The 20,853-nt window shown below is 40.3% G+C and carries 22 protein-coding genes and 1 pseudogene; 9 read left to right on the top strand and 14 right to left on the bottom strand.

The genetic code is table 11. The features are described from left to right. Positions 1–16 precede the first annotated feature (16 nt). A complete protein-coding gene (locus NSR00_RS17400; RefSeq protein WP_340789998.1) occupies positions 17–745 on the bottom strand; it encodes a M48 family metallopeptidase in 729 nt (242 codons plus the stop codon). A gap of 85 nt (positions 746–830) precedes the next feature. On the opposite strand from NSR00_RS17400, the pseudogene NSR00_RS17395 reads away from it, so the two are divergent. Together NSR00_RS17395 and NSR00_RS17390 are read left to right on the top strand one after the other, a co-directional pair. Continuing rightward, a pseudogene (locus tag NSR00_RS17395) lies at positions 831–1,270 on the top strand (site-specific integrase); the annotation flags it as partial. A 30-nt stretch (positions 1,271–1,300) separates the two neighbouring features. Beyond that, complete coding sequence (locus NSR00_RS17390; RefSeq protein WP_445659543.1) at positions 1,301–2,539, top strand: esterase/lipase family protein; 1,239 nt, start codon at positions 1,301–1,303, stop codon at positions 2,537–2,539. A gap of 711 nt (positions 2,540–3,250) precedes the next feature. On the opposite strand, the gene NSR00_RS17385 is transcribed toward NSR00_RS17390, so the two are convergent. The 7 genes from NSR00_RS17385 to mobQ are packed head-to-tail and all read right to left on the bottom strand — an operon-like array spanning position 3,251 to position 11,903. Further along, positions 3,251–4,093, bottom strand: a complete 843-nt coding sequence (locus NSR00_RS17385) for a hypothetical protein (protein ID WP_340789996.1) — start codon at positions 4,091–4,093, stop codon at positions 3,251–3,253. Then, the gene (locus NSR00_RS17380) at positions 4,086–4,442 is read right to left on the bottom strand and encodes a hypothetical protein (RefSeq protein ID WP_033017425.1); all 357 of its coding nucleotides are present in this window, start codon (positions 4,440–4,442) and stop codon (positions 4,086–4,088) included. Before NSR00_RS17380 ends, NSR00_RS17385 begins: the two co-directional genes overlap by 8 nt. A gap of 16 nt (positions 4,443–4,458) precedes the next feature. Beyond that, positions 4,459–5,451, bottom strand: a complete 993-nt coding sequence (locus NSR00_RS17375; RefSeq protein ID WP_044736726.1) for an ArdC family protein — start codon at positions 5,449–5,451, stop codon at positions 4,459–4,461. Next, positions 5,448–5,642 (bottom strand): hypothetical protein, encoded by a 195-nt coding sequence (locus tag NSR00_RS17370; RefSeq protein ID WP_041265042.1) that lies wholly within the window; start codon positions 5,640–5,642, stop codon positions 5,448–5,450. Before NSR00_RS17370 ends, NSR00_RS17375 begins: the two co-directional genes overlap by 4 nt. 33 nt (positions 5,643–5,675) lie before the next feature. Then, positions 5,676–7,796 carry a type IA DNA topoisomerase gene (locus tag NSR00_RS17365; RefSeq protein ID WP_340789989.1) on the bottom strand — a complete coding sequence of 707 codons (2,121 nt, stop codon included), beginning with the start codon at positions 7,794–7,796 and terminating at the stop codon, positions 5,676–5,678. Between the two features lie 21 nt (positions 7,797–7,817). Continuing rightward, on the bottom strand, positions 7,818–9,953 hold the full coding sequence (locus NSR00_RS17360) for a VirD4-like conjugal transfer protein, CD1115 family (protein WP_340789987.1): 2,136 nt from the start codon (positions 9,951–9,953) through the stop codon (positions 7,818–7,820). A gap of 18 nt (positions 9,954–9,971) precedes the next feature. Beyond that, positions 9,972–11,903: a MobQ family relaxase gene (mobQ, locus tag NSR00_RS17355; RefSeq protein ID WP_340789985.1), complete on the bottom strand. Its 1,932-nt coding sequence runs from the start codon at positions 11,901–11,903 to the stop codon at positions 9,972–9,974. A 226-nt stretch (positions 11,904–12,129) separates the two neighbouring features. Between mobQ and NSR00_RS17350 the strand changes: the two genes are divergently transcribed. Genes NSR00_RS17350 through NSR00_RS17340 form a run of 3 tightly spaced genes read left to right on the top strand, consistent with a single transcriptional unit; the run spans position 12,130 to position 13,274 of the window. After that, positions 12,130–12,381: a hypothetical protein gene (locus NSR00_RS17350; RefSeq protein ID WP_340789984.1), complete on the top strand. Its 252-nt coding sequence runs from the start codon at positions 12,130–12,132 to the stop codon at positions 12,379–12,381. Continuing rightward, positions 12,356–12,610, top strand: coding sequence for a hypothetical protein (locus NSR00_RS17345; RefSeq protein ID WP_042385881.1), 255 nt, complete (start codon positions 12,356–12,358; stop codon positions 12,608–12,610). Before NSR00_RS17350 ends, NSR00_RS17345 begins: the two co-directional genes overlap by 26 nt. 16 nt (positions 12,611–12,626) lie before the next feature. Further along, positions 12,627–13,274, top strand: a complete 648-nt coding sequence (locus NSR00_RS17340) for a hypothetical protein (protein ID WP_340789979.1) — start codon at positions 12,627–12,629, stop codon at positions 13,272–13,274. Positions 13,275–13,335: 61 nt separating this feature from the next. Here the strand turns inward: NSR00_RS17340 and NSR00_RS17335 are convergent, their stop codons facing one another. Continuing rightward, a complete protein-coding gene (locus NSR00_RS17335; protein WP_008881732.1) occupies positions 13,336–13,881 on the bottom strand; it encodes a cupin domain-containing protein in 546 nt (181 codons plus the stop codon). A 510-nt stretch (positions 13,882–14,391) separates the two neighbouring features. Between NSR00_RS17335 and NSR00_RS17330 the strand changes: the two genes are divergently transcribed. Together NSR00_RS17330 and NSR00_RS17325 are read left to right on the top strand one after the other, a co-directional pair. After that, positions 14,392–15,543 (top strand): ParM/StbA family protein, encoded by a 1,152-nt coding sequence (locus NSR00_RS17330; protein WP_340789976.1) that lies wholly within the window; start codon positions 14,392–14,394, stop codon positions 15,541–15,543. 18 nt (positions 15,544–15,561) lie between these two features. After that, positions 15,562–15,933 carry a hypothetical protein gene (locus tag NSR00_RS17325; protein ID WP_340789973.1) on the top strand — a complete coding sequence of 124 codons (372 nt, stop codon included), beginning with the start codon at positions 15,562–15,564 and terminating at the stop codon, positions 15,931–15,933. Between the two features lie 45 nt (positions 15,934–15,978). Here NSR00_RS17325 and NSR00_RS17320 read toward each other — a convergent pair whose 3' ends face one another. The 4 genes from NSR00_RS17320 to NSR00_RS17305 all read right to left on the bottom strand — a co-directional run bounded on the left by NSR00_RS17320 (position 15,979) and on the right by NSR00_RS17305 (position 18,726). After that, positions 15,979–16,386: a CopG family transcriptional regulator gene (locus NSR00_RS17320; RefSeq protein WP_340789971.1), complete on the bottom strand. Its 408-nt coding sequence runs from the start codon at positions 16,384–16,386 to the stop codon at positions 15,979–15,981. Positions 16,387–16,492: 106 nt separating this feature from the next. Further along, positions 16,493–17,221: a replication-relaxation family protein gene (locus NSR00_RS17315; protein ID WP_340789969.1), complete on the bottom strand. Its 729-nt coding sequence runs from the start codon at positions 17,219–17,221 to the stop codon at positions 16,493–16,495. Between the two features lies 1 nt (position 17,222). Beyond that, positions 17,223–18,380: an FtsK/SpoIIIE domain-containing protein gene (locus NSR00_RS17310; protein WP_289666615.1), complete on the bottom strand. Its 1,158-nt coding sequence runs from the start codon at positions 18,378–18,380 to the stop codon at positions 17,223–17,225. A 13-nt stretch (positions 18,381–18,393) separates the two neighbouring features. Next, the gene (locus NSR00_RS17305) at positions 18,394–18,726 is read right to left on the bottom strand and encodes a hypothetical protein (protein ID WP_289666614.1); all 333 of its coding nucleotides are present in this window, start codon (positions 18,724–18,726) and stop codon (positions 18,394–18,396) included. Positions 18,727–19,083: 357 nt separating this feature from the next. On the opposite strand from NSR00_RS17305, the gene NSR00_RS17300 reads away from it, so the two are divergent. Together NSR00_RS17300 and NSR00_RS17295 are read left to right on the top strand one after the other, a co-directional pair. Continuing rightward, a complete protein-coding gene (locus NSR00_RS17300; protein ID WP_042409949.1) occupies positions 19,084–19,314 on the top strand; it encodes a helix-turn-helix domain-containing protein in 231 nt (76 codons plus the stop codon). After that, a complete protein-coding gene (locus tag NSR00_RS17295; protein ID WP_340789968.1) occupies positions 19,311–19,730 on the top strand; it encodes an endonuclease domain-containing protein in 420 nt (139 codons plus the stop codon). Before NSR00_RS17300 ends, NSR00_RS17295 begins: the two co-directional genes overlap by 4 nt. Positions 19,731–19,806: 76 nt before the next feature. Here the strand turns inward: NSR00_RS17295 and NSR00_RS17290 are convergent, their stop codons facing one another. Then, positions 19,807–20,811: a RepA protein gene (locus NSR00_RS17290; RefSeq protein WP_340789967.1), complete on the bottom strand. Its 1,005-nt coding sequence runs from the start codon at positions 20,809–20,811 to the stop codon at positions 19,807–19,809. Positions 20,812–20,853: the final 42 nt, after the last annotated feature.

Here is a 20,853-nt window from a genome sequence, read left to right as displayed (position 1 = left end):
TCATGGGTGCTTTTTTCTATATCGTTAGCGTCGGGCCGTTCACACGCAGCCATTCTTTACGTTCCTCATAATCCGGCAAAATCGAACGTACCAGATTCCAGAAATTTTTCGAATGATCCGCGTAACGCAGATGGGCTAATTCATGCACAATCACATAATCAACAACGCGCATTGGGGCCAGAAAAAGACGCCAATTCAAATAAATCGCTTCCTGTGGTGTGCACGTTCCCCAGCGAAACTTCTGCTCTTTTACCGCAAGCTTCGCCGGCGTTACCCCTAGACGCTGTGCATAACGTTTCACCCGTTCTTCCGCTTTCACCTGCGCCCGCTGGATATACCAAGATTTTAATGCTTCACGAATCATAGGCACATGCTCTATATCATTGGCTGATGTTGGCGTTTCAATATAAAATTTCCCTTGATGAAATAACACTTTTACCTTATCGATATCTTGATTTTGTTTCACCTTAATTCGATAATACCGTCCTAAATACGGTAATTTCTCTCCACTAACAAATTCTAACGGAGCCGGTGGTCGCTTAATCTTATTCAAAGAGTTCCACTTATCTAAAATCCACGTTGCCTTCTTACGCAAAACTCGGTCTATTTCTTCCAGAACTAGATGATCGGGAGCTACCACTGTAACCCCCTCCATCCACTCTACAACAATAGAAATATCTTCTTTCCCTTTCACCTGCTGCAATGTGTACTCAATAGCTGTCTTCCCAAACTGAAAGGTAGGCATAAAACACGTCCCCCAAAATATCAAGTGATACCCCTATTATACAAGCCAGTTATCCACTTTTTCACTGGATTTATCCCCCAAAATCCCACTACATAAATACCGATGCGTCCATGTAATCATTTACCTTCGTACATACGCGTGTCTATGTGTTGAAGAAATTTCCAATTTGAAAATAACAGACCTGAATCTCGAGTTAAAACGAATTCGTATTGTAGACAAAATAATGAAAGTAGTACCTATCTCGGAAGATTTTATTAGCCGAACTAGAGGATTAGTTGAAGTTTCGAGTGGTAATGACAAAAAAAGAAACTTTATGTTGCAGCATCTCCATATGTCTTTTATAGTCAACGATCACTGAAATTCTTACTAAGGGGAATGCAGCGAATGATTGAAAGCTACATCCTACCGAATAAAAAGCTCACGCTCCATATGTTCCGGCATACATTTTGTAAGTGGATGTTAAATTTAATGTTGAAACCGCTTCCAAAAATAGTTATTATTAGTACTGTATATCCTAAAAATTAAAATAGTAGAGGAGGTTTTAATTTGAAAACATTGCAGAAACTATTCATTACAGCTGTGTTCTTATTTTCTGTTTTTGCCGTTTCCTTATCTATTCAGCCGGAACAACAAGTCCGTGCGGAAACGAGTGGAAATGATTATCCGATTGTCCTCGTTCACGGTTTAGGAGGGTGGGGAAAAGGTGAATTTTTAGGTTATCGGTACTGGGGAGGATTGAAAGATATTGAGTTTTATTTAAACCAAACCGGTCATAGAACGTATGTAGCAACAGTTGGTCCGGTTTCAAGTAACTGGGACCGTGCAGTAGAACTCTATTATTATATTAAAGGCGGTAAGGTTGATTATGGTGCTGCTCACGCAAAGGAACACGGTCATGCTCGATTTGGACGAACATATCCGGGAATATACGGCCAATGGGATGAAACGAATAAAATTCATCTGATTGGTCACAGTATGGGTGGACAAACATCTAGAATGTTAGTAGAATTGCTGAAAAGTGGTAGTCAAAAGGAACAAGAATATTACAGCCAACATCCTGAAGAAGGAATCTCTCCTTTATTTACAGGTGGAAAAAATTGGGTTCACAGTGTAACGAGCCTGGCAACTCCGCATAATGGTTCAACTTTTGCAGACCAAGAACAAATCGCTTCCTTTATTAAAGATTTCATTATTCATCTGGCAAGTGCAGCCGGGCAGAAACAAGAAAGTTTAATCTATGATTTTAAATTAGACCAATGGGGATTAAAACGTCAACCGGGTGAATCTTTTCGTGCATATATGAATCGTGTAATGAAAAGTCCGATTTGGCAAAGTAGTGATATTAGTGCCTATGACTTAACTACCTTTGGGGCTCAAGAATTGAATCAATGGGTGAAAACGTATCCGGATGTTTATTATTTGTCTTACACAGGAAACGCTTCTTATCGCGGGGTTGTTACCGGAAACTATTATCCAATAAGAACAATGTATCCATTGTATAAACAGATTAGTATGCAAATGGGCTCATATACCAGACAAAGCCCGGCACCTGTCATTGATCGCAGCTGGTTACCAAATGATGGACTTGTAAATGTTGTATCTGCAAAATATCCGTTTGGTCATCCAAATAGCCCATATGACGGTAAGATAAAACAAGGTGTTTGGAATTCATTCCCTGTAATGGAAGGCTGGGATCATCAGGATTTTATTAATGGATCCAATACACCCGGTTATTCTTCCATTTACGGATATTATAATGAAGTAGCAAATCGAGTACATTCGTTACCTAAATAATATACTGGAATTGGAAGCAGACACCCAAGAATGTTATTATTGGTCAACATTCTTGGGTGTCTATTAGTTAGTAAGGGAGATTAGTGATTTATTTTTAATCTATTGCTATGCTTGTTAAAAGTAAATCTACTTGATTTGAAAAATTCTCGAGCAATTATTAATTATTGCGTGATCGGAAGTGTATCGTTTGCTACAAACTATATAAGTTGAAACTTTGTTTTACATCCAGTAGAACGCCCGCTGCATTCTATCAAAATGACTTGTTATGAAGGAAAACAGAATCGAACAATCGGAAAATCTTTATTGCAACTTATATAGTTTTATTTATTCAACGTGAGAAAAAAAACCTAGAGAATAGTTACTATTTGATTTAACGTAAACCTTTTAAGTTAAAAAATAAATATTTATGAAAGCGGTAACCTAATAATTAAATATTCTACATGCAATGATTATTTGAATAAGCAGGTAATCCATTTTCGCATATTAAGACTAAGAAAAGCACGCGTCGTAATGGGCTGGACAGCAAAACGAATTCAAGCACTTTTGCACGAGTTGCAAAAAATCTCCCTTAAATAAAATCTACAATTTCTTTTCTTCGATCATTAGTTTCTTCTTTGTTCATACGATTTTTTCACATAACAATATATTATTTAAAACTATGTTCTAAATAATCAATAAAACAAAATCGATAATCCTTTTAAGTATAGAAACTTATCGTTCTAGTACGCTTGATTTTTCTCGGAATTTTTCTAATGATTGATATTTATCGGGATGGGGTTGTGGGTCAGGTTTTAATTGCAAGAACGGATTCTTCCATAAAGCATAAAATTTCACATCCTCCCGAATCCATTCTTTGGCTTTCTTCGGTTCTTTCCAATCTTCTCGAATTTCTTGCAACGATTTCTTTGTGGCAAAAGTGTGCGTGAAAGTGCCTTTATCTCCTTCTAACTGTACGGATAGAATATGTAAATGATTCCTCTTTCCCAACAATTGAATCGCCTTCACTCTAAATTCTTCGTTTCTCACAAACTCGTATTGATGATTCCCGCGATCATCTCGCATAAACTGCATTTTCTCGGCCAGTGTGACTTCTTTGAAAAAACCCATGAATTTTGCATAATAAGGATTTTCTTTCTCCATTTCAAGAACATGAATCGGGCGATTCCTGATCGTTTCGTGAATATCAATTAATTGTATCTTCGTTTCTAAGGGCAAGCTGCCAACTTTTAATATCATTTGTTCCTTTCGGATAAGGGGAAAACGATGAGCTTTAATCACCCCTTTTAAAGCAATATCAGCTCGATCGCTAATAATATTGGCAGGTACTCTTAATTCGTTTTCCTTTAATCGATAATAGTGCTGCTCTGTTTTTCCTCCTTTAGTGACAATGGCGTGGGCAGGAAGAGTGGCGTATCCGCCCCTGAAATTTCCGATCACAACAGCAAAACGGGTTTTCGTAGGGGCGGCGTGTGCTTCTTTATATTGAAGATTGGGATAGTCCCTCACTAACACAATATCTCCTGTACGAATGGACATCCAATCATTCTTATTCACGGATTCCCCACGCTTTCTTTACGGCGTCGGCTAATTTTTCTTCATCGTTTTCGTCCAACGCTTTTTCGATCTCTCTCACTGTTTCTTCTGGTACTCCTTCATCTACAGCTTCTTCTAAATACTCAACTAAGTAAAAAGCATACGAAGGATTCGGACGTCCCTCTTTCTCATGGATTTCCACCCTTGATTTTAAATAGTTCAAGGCCTCGTCAAGATACTTTTCTTCTTCCTCCGTAATTTCTAAGTCTTCGATCAGTTGCTCTCTTGTTTTATCAAAGGTCGTGTAACTCCATAAAAAATCATAATATTCGTCTGGGGTCATTTTGCAGAACGGTTTTGTCTTTTCCATATTCATCACCTCATTATTAACGTTGCAGCTGCATCTCTTTATCTTTTTCGTTTTTATTGTTTTTGTCTTGATCTTTAGATGACTCATGCATCTGACGCAATTCTTTGATTCGTTCTTTCATCAACTCGTCAATTTCTTGGATAATACCCTGGGCGACATGCTGAATCTCTTTCATGGCCTGTTTCGCCAACTGAATGTCTTTAGCCCAGGTCGCAATATATCCAGCGCTGTATGGTTCTGTGTCCAATCCGTAATATTTGGAGACGATAAATGCAACAGCTTCAGCTTGTGCTTCTTTGTGTCCTCTAGGCAATTTTTGCATGTCACTGTCTTTATGATGCAATTGAGCGTGGGCGTATTCGTGAATGAGCGTTTTGAATTTCAATGAAGTATTTTCAACAGACGCATTAATACGAATAAGGTGCTTTGCTCGATCATAGTACCCCTTTGTATTCGGGTCGTCCAATACCTCTTCTTTCACCTCAATTCTGTTTTTATTCAAATGAGCCAGAAAATGCTTGTAAAGCGACTGAATGTGCTCGCTTTCTTTTAAATCTTCACGAATCAATTTTCGGATATCAAACAGCTCTTTTCCTTGGGTTTGGCTAATATCAAAGACGTTGACAAAGCGAAAACCTTTTAGAATTTCTTTCTTTTCCATCACTGTTCGCCCCTTTTCATCACGGACAGGCTCGTTCGTTTCAGGATCAATTTTGGGTTGCAACTTCTTCTCGAAGATCGGCGCAAAAATCTTAATGGCCTTTTCGCCTTTTTGAACGTGTCTGCCAAGCTCCTGCCACGCTTTGTATCCCATAACCAACGTGGCATTGGGTTTCTGTGATAAAATCATCATGACATTGTGAAGGCTGTACTTTGGAAACCTCGCAACCACCTCTAGGTATCGTTGAAACTCTCCATTCTTGAAAATGCGCTCAATGGCTCGATCAACTTCTTTTTGGATTTTGTTCAGCTTTTCTTTGTATTCATTCGATTGTTGGTAATAACTCATGATTCATCCCTCACTATGGCGTACAGTGGCTCATACAGTTTTTTCCCGTTCTCTTCATATTCCAGATACCCTACTATCTCATAATCAATGAGAAATTCTCCTGAAGGAATCTCAGAAATGGTCTTAAGACCCGGCGGCTTAGTGCGATAAATCGGCTTTTCGCTGCCCAGGATTTCATGGTACTCGTACATAATTGGTCATCCTTTCTTCAAATGGTCCTTGGTTTATTGGAATGTGAACTGGATTTCCCCTTTTTGGAGTGTCAAATAGGCGTCAAAGGTCTTTTTCCCTTTGAATCCCTTGATCTTATTGGTTTTTCCTTTTTCACAAAGCTGCTTAACGTGTGTCTTAGTGATGGTTTTTCCTAAAATGGACTTCGGAAATGTCTGCTTACACCCGTTGGCATACTCTGTACATCCGTAGAATGTCTTTCGATCGACAATGTATCCTTTTTGACAACGAGGGCATGGGGCGATCGTATTTTCCTTCTTGATCTCTTCAAGCGCCTGTTTGGCATCGATACGTTCAACATCCTGAGAAGCCTGTTGAATCAGTGCATAACATAGCTTTTTCGCCTGCTCAATAAACACCTCTTTTGATCGGTTGCCTTTCCCGATTTCTTGCAAAAAAAGCTCCCATTTGGCCGTCATTTCTGGTTTGGATAGGATAGTTCCTTTGACTGCTTCGCAAAGGATTTCTCCTTTCTTCGTCACAAACACTTGGTTTTTCTTTACTTCGATTAGTCGCCGTTGAATCAAGGTATCAATAATGGCTGCTCTTGTGGCTTCGGTTCCTAACCCCTCAACCTGATTCAGCGCTTCTTTCATCTCCCGATCTTCTACGTACTTTCCGGCTGTTTTCATTAGTGTGATAAGCTGTCCTTGGGTATACGGCTTTGGTGGTTGAGTCATCCCCTGCTTAACGGAAATATCGGCTTTAGCCGATTCTCCTTCTTTAACTTCAGGTAAAATAGCTACTTGTTCCCCTTCACTTTCTTCGTCTTTTTCGTTTTGATACAGAGCCTTCCATCCCATCTCTTTCTCTGTTTGTCCTTTAGTGACAAATTCTTGTTTTCCAACAGAAGTAATGATGACGGTTTCGTCATAAACATAATCAGTCATGAACATAGCCAGGGCGCTTTTTAATATTTCGTAATACACTTCTTTTTCGTCAGACGAAAAAGTTTCAAACGCCTTAGTGTCAGGGACTTTTTCTGTTGGAATAATGGCGTAGTGATCGCTCACTTTCTCTGGATTTACATAGCGTTTAGAAGGCTGAAGCGAACGAATAGGAACATGAATGCCTAGACACTGTTGATATTGGTCCACATGCTTTTGTAAGTAGGTGTATTCTTCCTCGGTGATATATTGCGAATCGGTTCGAGGATACGATACATATCCTTTCTCGTATAAAGATTGCACAAGCTCCAATACTTTCGTTGGACTGAACTTTTTGGTTCGGTTGAGCTTGCTTTGCAGTGTCGATAAACTATGCAGTTTCGGAGCTGGTGTTCGTTTTTCGCTGATTCGCACGCTCTTAATCACTGCTTGGTACGTCTGTTGCTCTTTCGTGATGTCGGGACGGACAGCTTCGTACAATTCATCGGGAGACGAAAAACGCTTGTTCAGTTTCCCTCGGTACGTTCCGTTCTTGACTGTAAACTGTCCCTCTAATTCGTAAAACGGTTCCGGTCGAAATTGTTCAATTTCTTTTTGGCGATCGTAAATCAGTTTCAAAACAGGAGTCTGCACCCGTCCGACGCTAAATACATCCCGGATGCCCTTTTGCTGAAGAAGCAGCGTATAGAGCCGACTAGCATTCATTCCTACTAGCCAGTCGGCGATCTGTCTCGCCTGGGCTTCATGAAACAAATGGATGGTTTCTTTCCCGTCTTTCAGTTCAGCAAACCCTTTTCGAATGGCATTTTCGGTTAGAGATGATGTCCAAAAGCGCTTAATCCGTTTTTTTGAGCATCCGGCCATGAGGATAAGCAGACGAGCGATATTTTCTCCTTCCCTGGCTGGATCGGTCGCAATAATGATTTCATCAGCCTCTTTAAGCAGCTTCTTAACGGTTTGAAACTGTTTGGCTTTATCCTTCGACACTTTGTACTCAAACTGCCCAGGAATAATCGGCAAAGTGGCCAAGTCCCATTTTTTCCATTCCGGACGGTATTCCTCTGGCTCTTTTAGCTCGACTAGATGGCCAATTGCCCAGGTCACTGTTGCCCCGTTCGGAAATTCTTTACACGACTGAATAGAAAGAAAACCGTTTCCTTTGGTATGTGGAAACGGTGATGCGAGTTTTCGTGCCTGGTCGGGTTTTTCTGCAAGAATGACGATCATGAAAGCATCCCCCTATCGATTTCAAATTGGCAGCTCGTCGGCGATTTTCTGATTGCTTTCTTCTTGCTCTCCTTCGCTGTCATCGCTGAATTCGCTGAATTCTTCAATGATCTCCATTAAGTCCTCCTCGGTGATCTCATCTTCCATTTCATCGAATGCGTCTAATTCTTCCTCAATTTCATCTAAAATCGATTGTAGTTCTTCTGCTTCTCCCACTTCTTCGGATTCGTTTTCTTCATCTTCGTTTTCATCCTCAACGTTGCCAAGTAATACCCTCAATTCCTCTTCGGTAATCTCTTCGTCCTCTTCTTCTTCGTCAATCTTATTGATCTCATCGATCATTTCGTTAAGCAATACCACATCCGACTCTTCTAACTCTTGCTTGACTTCTTGGATGTCTTGGGCAGCCGAATCTTCTTCATCCCATACCCATTCTCCATTCCACAACGGCGCAGTATATCCTAAACGGCTTCGGTATTTTTCATAGTTGCTCAATAAATCGCCGTAAATATCGAACTGCCACGCTTTTTCTAGCTTCATCGGGTAAGCCCCAGATACGAATAAATAACAAGTGTTTTTGTCCATGTTCATAAGTTCGCCCGGCGTAATCAATGAGCGCTTTACATATTGCTCTGAAATGCTTTTGCTGCCTTCCTTACGTCCATAGGAAGCACTTTTCTGTTTGTGCTTCACCGTAGTCTCTCCGGCGAGTTCGCTAAAGTATTTCGCTGTTTTCGTGTCTTTCGTTCGCAGAAACAACTGAGTATCGTGGTTATTGATGATCGAACGAGCCATTTCCGGGCCATATCGGTTTTTGTCCTCTAGCTGTCCGATGTCCTGGATAATCGTCATCATGGCCATACCAAGTCCGCGACAGGTTGCCAATACTCGCGGATATTTGTTGATCGTGCCGATGTTGGCGAATTCGTCCAACAGAAAGATAGTGGGAATCGGTAACTTCGAGTGATTCTTGTCAGCAATGTCGTACAGAACAGCGATCAACTGTTCAAAGAACGTGGCGGTCAATTGCACAAAAGGATTTTCATCCATGCGAATCTTGATGTACAAAACGGATTTTTCTCTCTGCAAGTCATGAAATTTGAAATCGCTTTTGGCGGTCATTTTTGCGATCTTTTGCATCGAAAAAATGGAGATTTGTTGCGCCAAGGTCGCCATGATGCCGGCTCTAGTGTTCCCACTGCTCATGTTTGCAAGGGTGAACATATGATAAGCCGGATGGTCTGGAGACATGTTTTTAATGATTTCATCCAAATATTCTTCGTCTTTTCCTGCTCTTGCCACCATTTCAACGACATGGCGCATATTGGCTTTGTCTTTGTATTTTTCCTTCACGTACAGGATGAATGCTGACAGAAAGGCGACAGCTGATTCACTCCAGAAATCGCGTTTTCCTTCGTCAACCGAGTTAGAAGCGATCGTATTAGCAATTGTCCTAGCATCTTCATCATCTTCGACGTAGTCTAATGGATTGTATCGATCGCAATTGACGAAATTGATAAAGTCCACCTGATAGACTTTGTATCCTTGGTCCCTTTTGATCTGATGGGTAGCTTCATATATTTCCCCTTTCGGGTCTGTCACAATAATAGTTTCTTCCGTATGGTTAATCATGTTAGGAAAGACGAATGATTGACCTTTCCCAGACCCCGACGAACCAATGACCAAGACATTTCGGTTATCGATCGTCGTGTTTCTCGGAATGATGAGAAGTTCCCGTTTTTTTGGCACTTTGCCAACGATAATCCCTTTTTCCATCTGAAAAGCGTCAACAGGGTCTGTCGTATACGAGTTGTTTTTCGAGAACATCTTGCCGTCGATGACTTCATCCGGCGTTCCCCACCGGGAAGTTCCATGCAAGCCAAAGTCGCTAGCATATTCTAACTTCGGAACAATAATGGATGACCGAAAAGTGTATAGCAGCGCTGCTAAAATCACAAACGGAGCCAATGAGAAAACCGTTTTTAAGTTCTCTTCCGTGTAAACAAATGTGATTAACTCTTTCGGTCTTAATAAAATTTCTTTTAAGTCGCCTCCGTTCCCGATCATATAAAACAATCCCATCAGAACATAGGCAGCTATAACGGTCAACACAACACTAGCGAATATTGGCTTCCAGGCATCTTTTTTAAAGTTCATCGTGATTTCCTCTCCCCCTTAGCGTTCAAATTCTTGACCACGATATCTTCTGCGTTGTCGTTTCTTCGTTGGGTCTTTCTCATATTTCTTGCGATCATTCGCTCGTTGTGCTTCTTCTATCGCTTCTAACAAGCCATCAGCCACATGTTGCCGGTATTGATACTCCATGATCTGCACTTCTGTTTCAGGTTTTGGCATACGTTCAAGTTTTTGTTGTTCGCTAACGTGGATACGGCGTAAATCTGCTTCAAAGTCTTTGCTGCTTTCGCCGCGTTCCACCAGCTCATGCAACCGCAACAAGGCTGCCGTGTTCGTGATCGATACATCTCTGCCGTAATGCTCGCTCAAAATGGCTTGCAAGACGGCTTTGTTTTCCTCAAGCTCCTTGCTCATCTTTTCTTTTCTTAACATGCATTGCTCGGTCTTCCGGCTCGCTTCAAAGGCCTGCTCAAAGTCTCTTGCCTTCAACGCCTCCATGCGCTCTTTTGATTGCTTTTGAATCGTGCGATTCAAAACGAAGAGACTTTGATACATGTTTCGGGTTTGCTCCGCGAAGGTCGGCATCCGATGAATCTCTTGCTCTTTCTTCGCCGCATAAGCAGGAATTTCACTCTCTGACAACACACCCCCTGTGTCCTTAAAGTATTGAACGGCATGATATTTTTCTTCAATCCGGAAGTCAGCTCCGGCATGAGGATACAAGACTCGGAACTCTTCTTCTGTTAGCCGTTTTTGCACTTCCAGTGCTAATTCGGCTTTCTTCAGAACAGCTTCGTATTTGGTTAACTCGTTTTCAAAGGATTTCTCCATCTCTTTAAGTTGAGCGATTTTTCCTCTTAGTTGCTCATTAAATTTTCCTGGATGGAAGCCGTACTGAATCACTTGTTTTGGTTCTTGCTGATACACATGATACGCCTTATTGATGACATTCTTAAGCGCTCGCAGCTTCAGCTGCTGGCTGTCGATTTTTTTCTTCCAATTGCCTTCAGCGAGATCATGATATACACGTCTTGCTACAGCAAAATCAACATACGATTTTGCTCGCTTGGCAACCAAAAGCAGTGATGCTTTTTCTACATCGTTTAGAGAAGCATTTTTGCGAATAGATTCGATCGTTTCATTGAGCGATTTTTCTTCTTGATAATCAGAAATGGATACAACTTTTTCTTTTTGTTTTAGTGCTTTTAGTTCTTGGTTGATGCGCTGAATTTCTTGATTTAGCTTTCCATAATAGGTAACTGGTTCATATGGTTTCCCTTGTTTCTCAGCTTCTCTTTTCATTCGTTGTTCGTATTGATATGCCTCACGAGAAAGACGAATTTGAGGCACTTTATCGATTCCTTGTTTCTCATAGCTTTCATGAGAAACGCGATCATCGATTCCTTTTTCTTTAAATTTTTCGTTGATCCGATCGGCGAAATTTTTTCTCCATTTCAGCAGCGTTTCTTTATCATTCCAGTTTGTTAAATGAACGGATTTTCCGTTCACTTTTTTACGTTTCTTCCCCCACGTTCCATCTTCATTAAACGGACGCATCGTTAACATGATGTGAGCGTGTGGATTGTGTTTTTTATCACGGTGAATGGCGATATCTGCCACCATTCCTTCATCCGAAAAATTCTCTTTGCAGAAATCCAAAAGCAATTGTGTTTGCTCTTCATTGGTTAATTGTGTTGGAAGAGCAACAATGATTTCTCTGGCTAATTGAGCATTATGTTGTTTCTCTACTTTCTCGACTTCATTCCACAAGCGTTCGCGATTGTATACCCACTCTGGAGCATGTTTTGGCGCAAGAATATAAGTTTCCGGAGGAATGTCACGATGGCCGTATTTTTTCGTTAATCCATCCCGTTCTGAATACAATGCTTCTCCACTTCGATAGGCAGCACAAGCAACGGCTGAACGATCTGCTTTATTGATGATTTGTGTACGGAATAGAAAGTATGCCATCGTCATTCCTCCTTTCTTAATTTTTTAGCCCCTGCGGGTCATTTGTCGAAGACAAACTTTTTATCGAGCGAAGCGAGTTCCCATTTACCCCTGAAAGGGGTATAAATGGGCACTCATTTCATTCGTGACTTCATTGTACCATAATTTTCTTATTTTGGATAGACATAAAATTCCTCATCATGTAAAATATTCTTAAGAAATATTCAAAGAAGAAAGGGTGAATGAAATGGCAAGAAAAGACCCTTTGTCCAGAGCACAAGAGATTGAGGAACAGATCAAAAAATTGCAGGAGAAGCAGCGAAAATACATCGAGCAAGCCCAAAAAGAAATCGGTCAGTATCTAATGGAAACGTGGGATATTGAAGATATCGAGCAGGCGAAATTGTTGATTGACAAATTCAAAGAAGAAGCAAAAAAATATTTCGATAGTGCTCAAAACACGGAGGAATCCAATGGACAAAAAACGTCCGATCAGTGATCTGCAAAAACGAATTGAACAACTGGAAGAAAGAAAACGACAAATATTAAGATTGGCAAAAGAACGTGAACGTAAAAAAAGAGCGCATCGATTGATACAAACCGGCGCACTAGCGGAAAAGTACTTTGAATTGGAACACTTGACAATCCCAGAACGAGAAGAATTGTTTAAGATTTTCGCGAACTACATTAACGAAAAAAAGCCGGATAAATTTAAGAAAAAAGAATAAGGAGGCCACGGTTAATATGGACTCCCGAGATCACATCAACCAAAGTTTGTATGAGATACTTGAAGAGATTTTGGAAAAGGCTAAACGGTCACGAAAGTTAAATCCTCCCTCTCTTGAAAAAAGCGAATTGGAAGAAACTAAATCAAACGAAAAATCACTTAAAACTCTACTGAAGGCAAAAGAAAACCTGAACGATCTTAAACAGAAGCTGATGGAAAACCCGAAAAAGAATAAAAAAGAATTGGAACGCCTACAACGCATAGAATCGAAACTAGAAGTGAGTATTCGAAAAGCAGAGAGACGAGAAATCGCAAGAGCGCTAACTTCGTTAAAAAAAGACCCAAAACGAACCGTTTTTCGTTTAGTGGAAGCTAAAGACAGGTTAATGATTTTGAAAACAAAACTACAGGAAAATCCTCGGCGATACAAAGCCGAATTGCAGCGAATGGATAAACTGGAACAACGGCTGAATCAAAAAATCGAAAACGCTCGGTTAAAAACACTTAGAAGAGCCATCATGTATATTGAAAAAAATCCTAAACGATACAAGGAAGAGCTTCAGCGCTTCAACGAATTGGAAGCAAGACTAAAACAAGAGTTAGAAGAAAAACGAACGCAAGAAAAAGCTAAAACTAAAGAAAAGGATTTAGAGTTAATCCGATGATCCTTTTCTTTTATACACCAATCTGAGAAGCCGTTTTTTTAGGTATTTATTTTTGGCTCTTTTATTCAGCTGCCATAGCATCGGCTTTTGTTACATGTACAGTACCATGTGGATGCTGTGGAGGTGCATATATCGAGTAAAGTTTTAGCGGGATATTACCTGTATTGATTACGTTGTGCCATGTTCCAGCAGGTATCATAATGGCAGAGTCATCATAGACTTTTCTTTCAAAGTTTAAATTATCTTTACTTCTGCCCATTTGAACAATTCCTTGACCTTGTTCAATACGTAAGAATTGATCAACGTTAGGGTGAATTTCCAAACCAATATCTTCTCCAACATTGATACTCATCAATGTGACTTGCAAATGTTTTCCTGTCCATAAAGCAGTACGATACGTATTGTTTTGCTTTGCAGCCGCATTGATATTAACTACAAACGGTTCTGGTCCATAATCTTTTAACTTGATTTTACCTCTTCCCAAACCTAGTTGTTTAGCATACTCTATCTCATTAGGAATAGTCCAGTAAACAGGCTGTCTTCCATAGTTATACATTGGCACGTTAACATAATAAGGATATGGATATGGGTAAGGAACATAGTACATTTTTCTCACCTCCTTGCATATTTACAAAATAATCCTATGCATTATGTTTAGGGAATTTACTTAGATTCAGGGGGACTTATTTAAGAAATCGTTGTTAACCCAAAACACTTTACTCAATTAAATGACCCTTTAATAAAAGGAGAACACATATTACACATGAATAATATGTGTTCTCCTTTATTTTTACCTCTCTGATCCTCTTTCTGTTGATTTTCATTCATTCTGATAGGCCTCTCCATTTTATAAATGAATGAATAAAACATTCAATTTGAATGAATATAGAATGATAATACCCCTAATAAATGAATAATGAATTTAAAATAAATTAAATATGAATGAAAAATAATAGTGAATCTTATATAAATTAAATTTACATTTAAAATACATTCAAAAATATTTATTTTTTAAATTCATTTTGATTGATTATATAACATTAATGCTTTATAATGTAGATAAGAATTAATTATAAATTTAATTTGAATGTAAAATGAATTATTAGGGGGAGTTTAAATGAAAATAGTGGTGGCTAATGATATTGGGAATTCGGAAACAAAAATGATCGTGAACGATACGCTCATAAAACAACCATCGGTGGTCAAACGTCTGTTATCCAAGCCAAATGTGATGGAAACAAATGTGGAAAAAAACATTGCTAATTTATTGGATGAATTGATTGTTCATGTAACAAGTAACGCTATTAAACGAAGTGGCCTATACTTCATCGGAAAACGCGCCAATATAACGGCCGATAAAGTAGAAAATATGAATATCAAATTAGGGAATAAATCAAAACACGATATTCCAGTCCTAATGACGCTATCGATGCTTGCTGCTCGATCGGTTCAATTAGCATATCAAGAAAATCAAGAGCTTCCTTCATCAATTTCAGTAGATGTCTCAATGACAACAGCAATCCCTGCGTCAGAATATAGTGCCGATCAAGCCAGATACCTTGAAGGACGTTTCACAAGCAACGATCATGTGGTGATTGTATATGTCGGAGAAACTCCTGTGACCGTCACACTCCATTTTCAGACTGTGAAAGTCACTCAAGAAGGCATTCCAGCTCTATATGCCTTATTGGAACGTGACAATGAAATTCTGAAGAATTATAACGAGCACTATAAAAAACAAGCTGTACCAAAAGACTTCGCTAACAAACGAATTCTCCACGTAGATATTGGCGATGGAACAACGGAATATATCTATACTGTTGGAATGAATCCTGTAACAGATGTTTGTTCAGGGGAAAAACGAGGAGTGGGTCATGCCACGGAAGAAGCTACTCAATTGCTGAAAGAGGAAGTTGGCGGCTTTTTGAACCTAAATCGCCAGCAGTTTATGAATATTTTTTTAGATCCATCCCATCATCTTCACGATTTAGCCGTTCGCTTCATGCAAGAAGCACGTTATTCACAAGCTCAACGCATTTTAGAGGACATTCAGGAAAAATACAGCGACATAGCCGGAAACGTTGATGTAATTGCTGTATATGGTGGTGGCAGCATCCAGTTCAAAGAAGAACTTTATGAGGATTTATTGGACTTTGCAAATAACGTCCACTGTGAAGTTCTTTGGATTCCGGAAAAATACGCAGTGGATATGAACGTAAACGGATTGCATGTCATCAATGAGAAAATCTTGTTCAAAAAACAAAAATAATGAAAGAAGTGATACGATATGGCAAAACGAAAAATCGTCACTTGGAGGGTGGCTGATACCCCCCAAAGTGACTTGATTAATGAATGGCTGGACAAGCAGAAGAATATTCAAGTATCTCTCACTAACATCGTTTTACACATAATCGACCGTTTCGGAATGCGAGACATCACCGACTACGACATACAAAAAGTACTGTATCAAGAGTTTTCTTCTGGTACATCCAAAGAGTCCTCATTAAAGAACAAAACAGCCTCAAACCAAAATGAAGGAACAGGGGAAACAGACACGAGATCCTTAAACGATCCGGATTCGAAAAAAGACCGAGATAAAGAAAACCAAGATGATGATAATGATCTCTATAAAAACGTGGATATAAACAATCTTTTCTAAACAGGCTGACCAAGGTTTTGACCTTTAGGTCAGCCTGTTTTATATTCACCATATTTTCGATTTCAGTGTTTGGATTAACTCCCGAATCGCTGCTGATTCGGTAATATTTTTTGTCTGACAATATTGTTTCAACAACTGATAACTCTCATCGTCCAACCGGACGGTTACACGATGCGATAGCGTATTTTCCTCTTTAGGGCGTCCCTGTTTTAGCTTTTTCCGTTCATACGTTAAATCATCATATACCACGACATCTAAATATCCAAAGCGATCATAAATGTTTTGATTTTTCCGCACGAATTCTTCCCACATTTGAGGAATTTCACGAATCAGGCGCAAATATTCTTGTTGTAGCTCCCATTTTTCCTTTTCTGTAGACGGTCGGCGTTGGGCAAACTGGGATAAGATCAATACCTGAAAATCATATTGTTCATAGCATCGTCCTTCTCTCATAAAAATCACCTTTTTTGTCTGACGTAAATTTATTTCTATATTATCACAAAAAAATAGAATGCGAGACATCACCTACTACGACATATAAAACGAGGACTACGCTCTTTTATTTAACACCTAAATTAATCTTGATCCCTCCACTATATTTCAGTTGGGACGCTGTCTTTGGTTTCGGTCGTTGTTCTTCCTTCGGCTTCGCTGGCTTCAACGACTGCATAAATTGCGTGAACGATTGCGCTTGTATCACCCGAAACGGATAACTCCCGTCTATCGCATACCGATGTTCCGATATGATTAGAACGATCGGAAAAACGGGCGGACGGTCGGCCGGCTGCCACGGTTCCTGCGCGATTAATCCACTCCGGTAAAGCTCCTCGTATCGCTTTAGCTTTTGTGTCATGACTTTTTGCGAATAGAACGTATTTTGTACCTCGATAAAAAACGGAGTCCGGCCAGTTATACCGTGCTTTCGGAATATGCAAAACATGTCTGGCTCAACATTTCCCTTACTTCCATACTTCGGCTCGACTTGAAAGACGTCAAGTGTTCCGTGACGAAGAATGTCTTTGTAAACATCCAAGATCGCGAGGTAATGACCGATCTTTGCGGAGTCCTCACGTAATAAGGTTTCTTTGCTCAAATACAAATAAGGTGCCCCGAATTTCGTTGATCGGCGAATATGTCCATTGGTCACTAGTCGTTTTAGGACAGAGTTTGCGCTGTTTACAGGTCGTTTAAGTCCCGCAAAATGAAGCTCGGCAATAGAGTCGCGGTCCATCACACGAAATCGATTAATGTCGCGAATAATCGCCTTGTCGCGTTGTGATAGGCGCATTTTACAGTCCCCCCAAAATGTCGTCCGTTAACGGCTCGCTAGATGGCCTAGAATCGCCCGTAAAACGATTTTTCCAGTCGGAAGACTTATAAGTCGCTAGAATCTTTTCGGCGTGTTTCTCGTCAAGAAATGGCGCTTGCAGCTCGATAATATCGCTTCGTTTAAGAAGGAAACGACCTGGAGTCTCCTTTGCGATTTTCTCGGCGCCAGGTGTTCCAATTATTTTAGCGTTAGAAAAGTCGCTGACACGGAAGCCCATGCGGACCGTTAAGCAGCTCCGAATCTTCGTGTCAAGAATGTCGTGGCTCGGTCGTTGCAAGCTCAATATGCAAACTATGCCCAGCGCACGACCTAGCGCTACGAGCTGAATCAACATCGCTTTCATGTCCTTGTCGTCCATAATCATGACAAATTCGTCTATGCAAATGAGAATGTATGGTACTTTTTCCGATTCCGGCAGCTTGTTAACGTGCGTCACGCGGTATTTGTTTAACAGCTCCCCTCTCCGTTTCATTTCTTCGGTTAAGTATGTGAGCATCTTTTGCAAATCCTCTGGGTAAATACAAACACTCTTAACGTGTTCGATGTTGTAGAAGAGGTGAAATTCGCTCATTTTGAGGTCACCGAGATAAATTTCGAGTTCGCGAGGCTTCTTGTATTGAATTAAGGTGGTTATAATGCTGCGGACTTGTGAGCTTTTTCCTGCGCCTGGTTCACCGGATATAAGCAATCCTGGCTCATTAATTGCGTCGAAAACGTGCCATTGACCATGTCGGTCCATTCCTGCTACTATTGGCAAGTCCAGTTCATCGATTACCGGAAAAAAAGTGTCGTAATTATATTTCAGTTCCTTCGGAAACGTCTTACGGTAAACGGTGAGAGTAAACGTTTTGTGATCGCCGTCTAGCTCGATATTTGCGCCGAAATGTTGCATAAATACATATTCTTTTTTGCTAACCTCTTTCGGGTCCATCCCGTTTATCAATGTAAACACGTATTCCGTTTGGTCGTCGTCAATTTTAACGCTGTGAATCTTCGGGAATATCCTATATGTCTTATCACCATTTTTGTACGGGATAAACAGACCGGCGCTATAAAATGCCTTTTTGAGAGCAAATCTTGCCCGTTGGCGCCGAATAAATTCTAAGACTTTTTGCAATTGCGCCCCCTCCTTATAACGTGAAGAAAAACCAAAAAATCGCACTGTAAACGATGACCGGAAACACAAATCTACTAATTACTCCGATGGCTTCCGAAATCGCTGGTGAGCCACTTTTTGCAGCAAAGTGCTGGAAAAAGGCGGAGCCAGCAATCGCAGCACTTCCGGCTAGGAATAGCGCAAACACAGGGTCGTGAATCGGAAAAAATGAGCCTGGCGTAATTACAGGAAAAAACGCTGACATAGCGCGTACATTTTTAGTACGAGGCGATTGTTTTTGCGTGTGATGGTTGCCGGCCATGAACTCGCGAAAGTCAATCGCCTCGATTTTATTTTTGCGGAACATCACTATCGCCCCTTTAGAAAAAATGGTTTGGTTTCCCCCTCGCGCTCCCCCTTCCGTCGTTCGCGTTCACTCTCTCTTTTAACAAATCGGCTTTTTGGCGCTATTGCGGCGTTTCTGCTCTTATTTTTGTGTCGCAATACATTTCCGAAACATTGTTATTGAAACGTTGCTACAATGTTGCTTTTTCGTTGATTGGCAGATCTTAACGAGTATTCGACGAGAAAGCTACAACGTTATTGCTTCGTCACTTTTGTGTTAATAGCCTATGCGACACTGCTTGTCCAAGTTGTCACTTTTTTGCGTTAGGTTTAAAAAATGACATCTCGGACAAGAATGGTACCGAGGAGGTTTATAACTATGTTCAATTGGCTAGGACTTGGAAAGAAACGAAGTAAATTCGGCAAATGGCTTGACCGCGAGGGAATATCACAATTAGAACTGGAAAGGCGGTCAAAGCTAAGTCGCGGTACTATCTCGCGGTTGTGTAACGATGACTCGTATCGGCCTAAACACTCGACGATAGCAAAGATTAAAAAAGCGCTGAAACAACTCGGTAAAAACGTACCGGACGACTTTTTTAACGTGTGATAGCTATGATTGAGTACGTTGTCTTTTTCGGGTTAATTATCGTTGGTATTGTCTTCTTTGTACTCGATTTGAGGAGACCACAAACACAAACCATTTTGGTCGATCAAGAGCGTTTAAAATGCGAAAGCCCGATCGAACGCCACCTTTACGATACACTTCGAATACTAGGTTATTATGTACAAACACAAGTACCTTGCGGCAAGTACCGCATTGACCTAGCATTACCAGTGTATAAAATCGCCATAGAGTGCGACGGCAAAGCATATCACTCCACGCCTGAGCAAAAAGCCCATGATCGGCGAAAAGACGCTTATTTGCGCAAAAATGGCTGGAAAGTTCTACGGTTTAGTGGGCGCATGATCTACCACGACTTGCCGAAAGTGATTGCGCAGATTGAAAAGGAAATACAGAAGTAGCTCCAGGCAAAAGCTGGCGCTCGCCGGTTCCTTCGTGACATCGTACCAAATATTAAGCCGGCAGGTTTATAGTCTGTCACCTCGGTTGGCTTGCGGCGAACTTTTTCGGATTTAGCCTTCTATATTTTTTCAACCGTTCCTCAAGTTCCCGTCGTGCCTGTTCAATGTCGAAATCCTCATCATCCTTCGGTTGGTTGTAGTCCATCTTCAACCAATCCGGTACTAATTCTTTACGTGTCGGTTTCTGAATGTTTTGCCCTTCGCTAGAATTAGAGTCTACCATTTTCTTAACGGTTTCAAATGTCTTTTCTATGTAGGCCATGTATTTGAATCGTTTTCCTTTTAGTTTCTCCAACAGTTTGTTTTTCAAGTCATCATCATCAATCTTGTTGGCTTGTAGAAACTCATGGATCAAGTCGGATTGTTGCTGGTTGAATCCTTCGATCAAGGGATGATGATGATTTGAATCATTATTTATATCATTTGAATCATTATTTATATCATTTGAATCATTATTAGGTTTCTCTTCGAAACCACCCCTGGTTTCCGTGGGAAACCACCCCTGGTTTCCGTGGGAAACCACCCCTGGTTTCTGTAGGAAACCATCCGAACTTTCGTTCTGTTTTCTGCCGCCTTTTTTGGCAAAAGTTCTGCTGCTTGTTTCATATTCAGTATCGTAATCACGAATCTTTTCAAGTGGCTGATATTTCTTTTGAATGTCGTTTTGCGGATACTCATAAACTACAATATTTACAGGTTTGTTACCTGGCTGTTCGCTATCTTCATATGTGACAAGATCAATCAAACCATAATTCCATAAAGGCCGGATGATCTCATTGTAGAATTTTTTCTTTCCAACCCCTAAACGTTTCATGACTTTGGAAAGGCTTGAAGGAATCACATCATTATCTTTGTCTTTTCGCTGATCTGAACGATCACACCAACTATAGAATTTTAGCCAAGCCGCGAAGGCTTCAGGACCAAGTTTATCAATCCAATCATCAGCAACAACAAAATGAAGAATTGGAAGCTGCAATTCGTTTCTATTTTTCTTCGCCTTAGTAAACTCTACTTTTGCCATATATATTCTCCTCCTGTTTCTCCCGAAATTTGGGACAAACAA

This window comes from Aeribacillus sp. FSL K6-8394, assembly GCF_038008865.1.
GTDB classification, from domain to species: Bacteria; Bacillota; Bacilli; order Bacillales; family Aeribacillaceae; genus Aeribacillus; species Aeribacillus composti.
This window is presented reverse-complemented; position numbering and strand designations above follow the sequence as displayed.

Coding starts and splice junctions, on each gene's coding strand:
- NSR00_RS17400 (WP_340789998.1), bottom strand. CDS start 745: ATGCCTACCTTTCAGTTTGGGAAGACAGCTATTGAGTACACATTGCAG.
- NSR00_RS17380 (WP_033017425.1), bottom strand. CDS start 4,442: ATGGAAAAGACAAAACCGTTCTGCAAAATGACCCCAGACGAATATTAT.
- NSR00_RS17375 (WP_044736726.1), bottom strand. CDS start 5,451: ATGAGTTATTACCAACAATCGAATGAATACAAAGAAAAGCTGAACAAA.
- NSR00_RS17370 (WP_041265042.1), bottom strand. CDS start 5,642: ATGTACGAGTACCATGAAATCCTGGGCAGCGAAAAGCCGATTTATCGC.
- NSR00_RS17365 (WP_340789989.1), bottom strand. CDS start 7,796: ATGATCGTCATTCTTGCAGAAAAACCCGACCAGGCACGAAAACTCGCA.
- NSR00_RS17360 (WP_340789987.1), bottom strand. CDS start 9,953: ATGAACTTTAAAAAAGATGCCTGGAAGCCAATATTCGCTAGTGTTGTG.
- mobQ (WP_340789985.1), bottom strand. CDS start 11,903: ATGGCATACTTTCTATTCCGTACACAAATCATCAATAAAGCAGATCGT.
- NSR00_RS17350 (WP_340789984.1), top strand. CDS start 12,130: ATGGCAAGAAAAGACCCTTTGTCCAGAGCACAAGAGATTGAGGAACAG.
- NSR00_RS17345 (WP_042385881.1), top strand. CDS start 12,356: ATGGACAAAAAACGTCCGATCAGTGATCTGCAAAAACGAATTGAACAA.
- NSR00_RS17340 (WP_340789979.1), top strand. CDS start 12,627: ATGGACTCCCGAGATCACATCAACCAAAGTTTGTATGAGATACTTGAA.
- NSR00_RS17335 (WP_008881732.1), bottom strand. CDS start 13,881: ATGTACTATGTTCCTTACCCATATCCATATCCTTATTATGTTAACGTG.
- NSR00_RS17330 (WP_340789976.1), top strand. CDS start 14,392: ATGAAAATAGTGGTGGCTAATGATATTGGGAATTCGGAAACAAAAATG.
- NSR00_RS17325 (WP_340789973.1), top strand. CDS start 15,562: ATGGCAAAACGAAAAATCGTCACTTGGAGGGTGGCTGATACCCCCCAA.
- NSR00_RS17320 (WP_340789971.1), bottom strand. CDS start 16,386: ATGAGAGAAGGACGATGCTATGAACAATATGATTTTCAGGTATTGATC.
- NSR00_RS17315 (WP_340789969.1), bottom strand. CDS start 17,221: ATGCGCCTATCACAACGCGACAAGGCGATTATTCGCGACATTAATCGA.
- NSR00_RS17305 (WP_289666614.1), bottom strand. CDS start 18,726: ATGTTCCGCAAAAATAAAATCGAGGCGATTGACTTTCGCGAGTTCATG.
- NSR00_RS17300 (WP_042409949.1), top strand. CDS start 19,084: ATGTTCAATTGGCTAGGACTTGGAAAGAAACGAAGTAAATTCGGCAAA.
- NSR00_RS17290 (WP_340789967.1), bottom strand. CDS start 20,811: ATGGCAAAAGTAGAGTTTACTAAGGCGAAGAAAAATAGAAACGAATTG.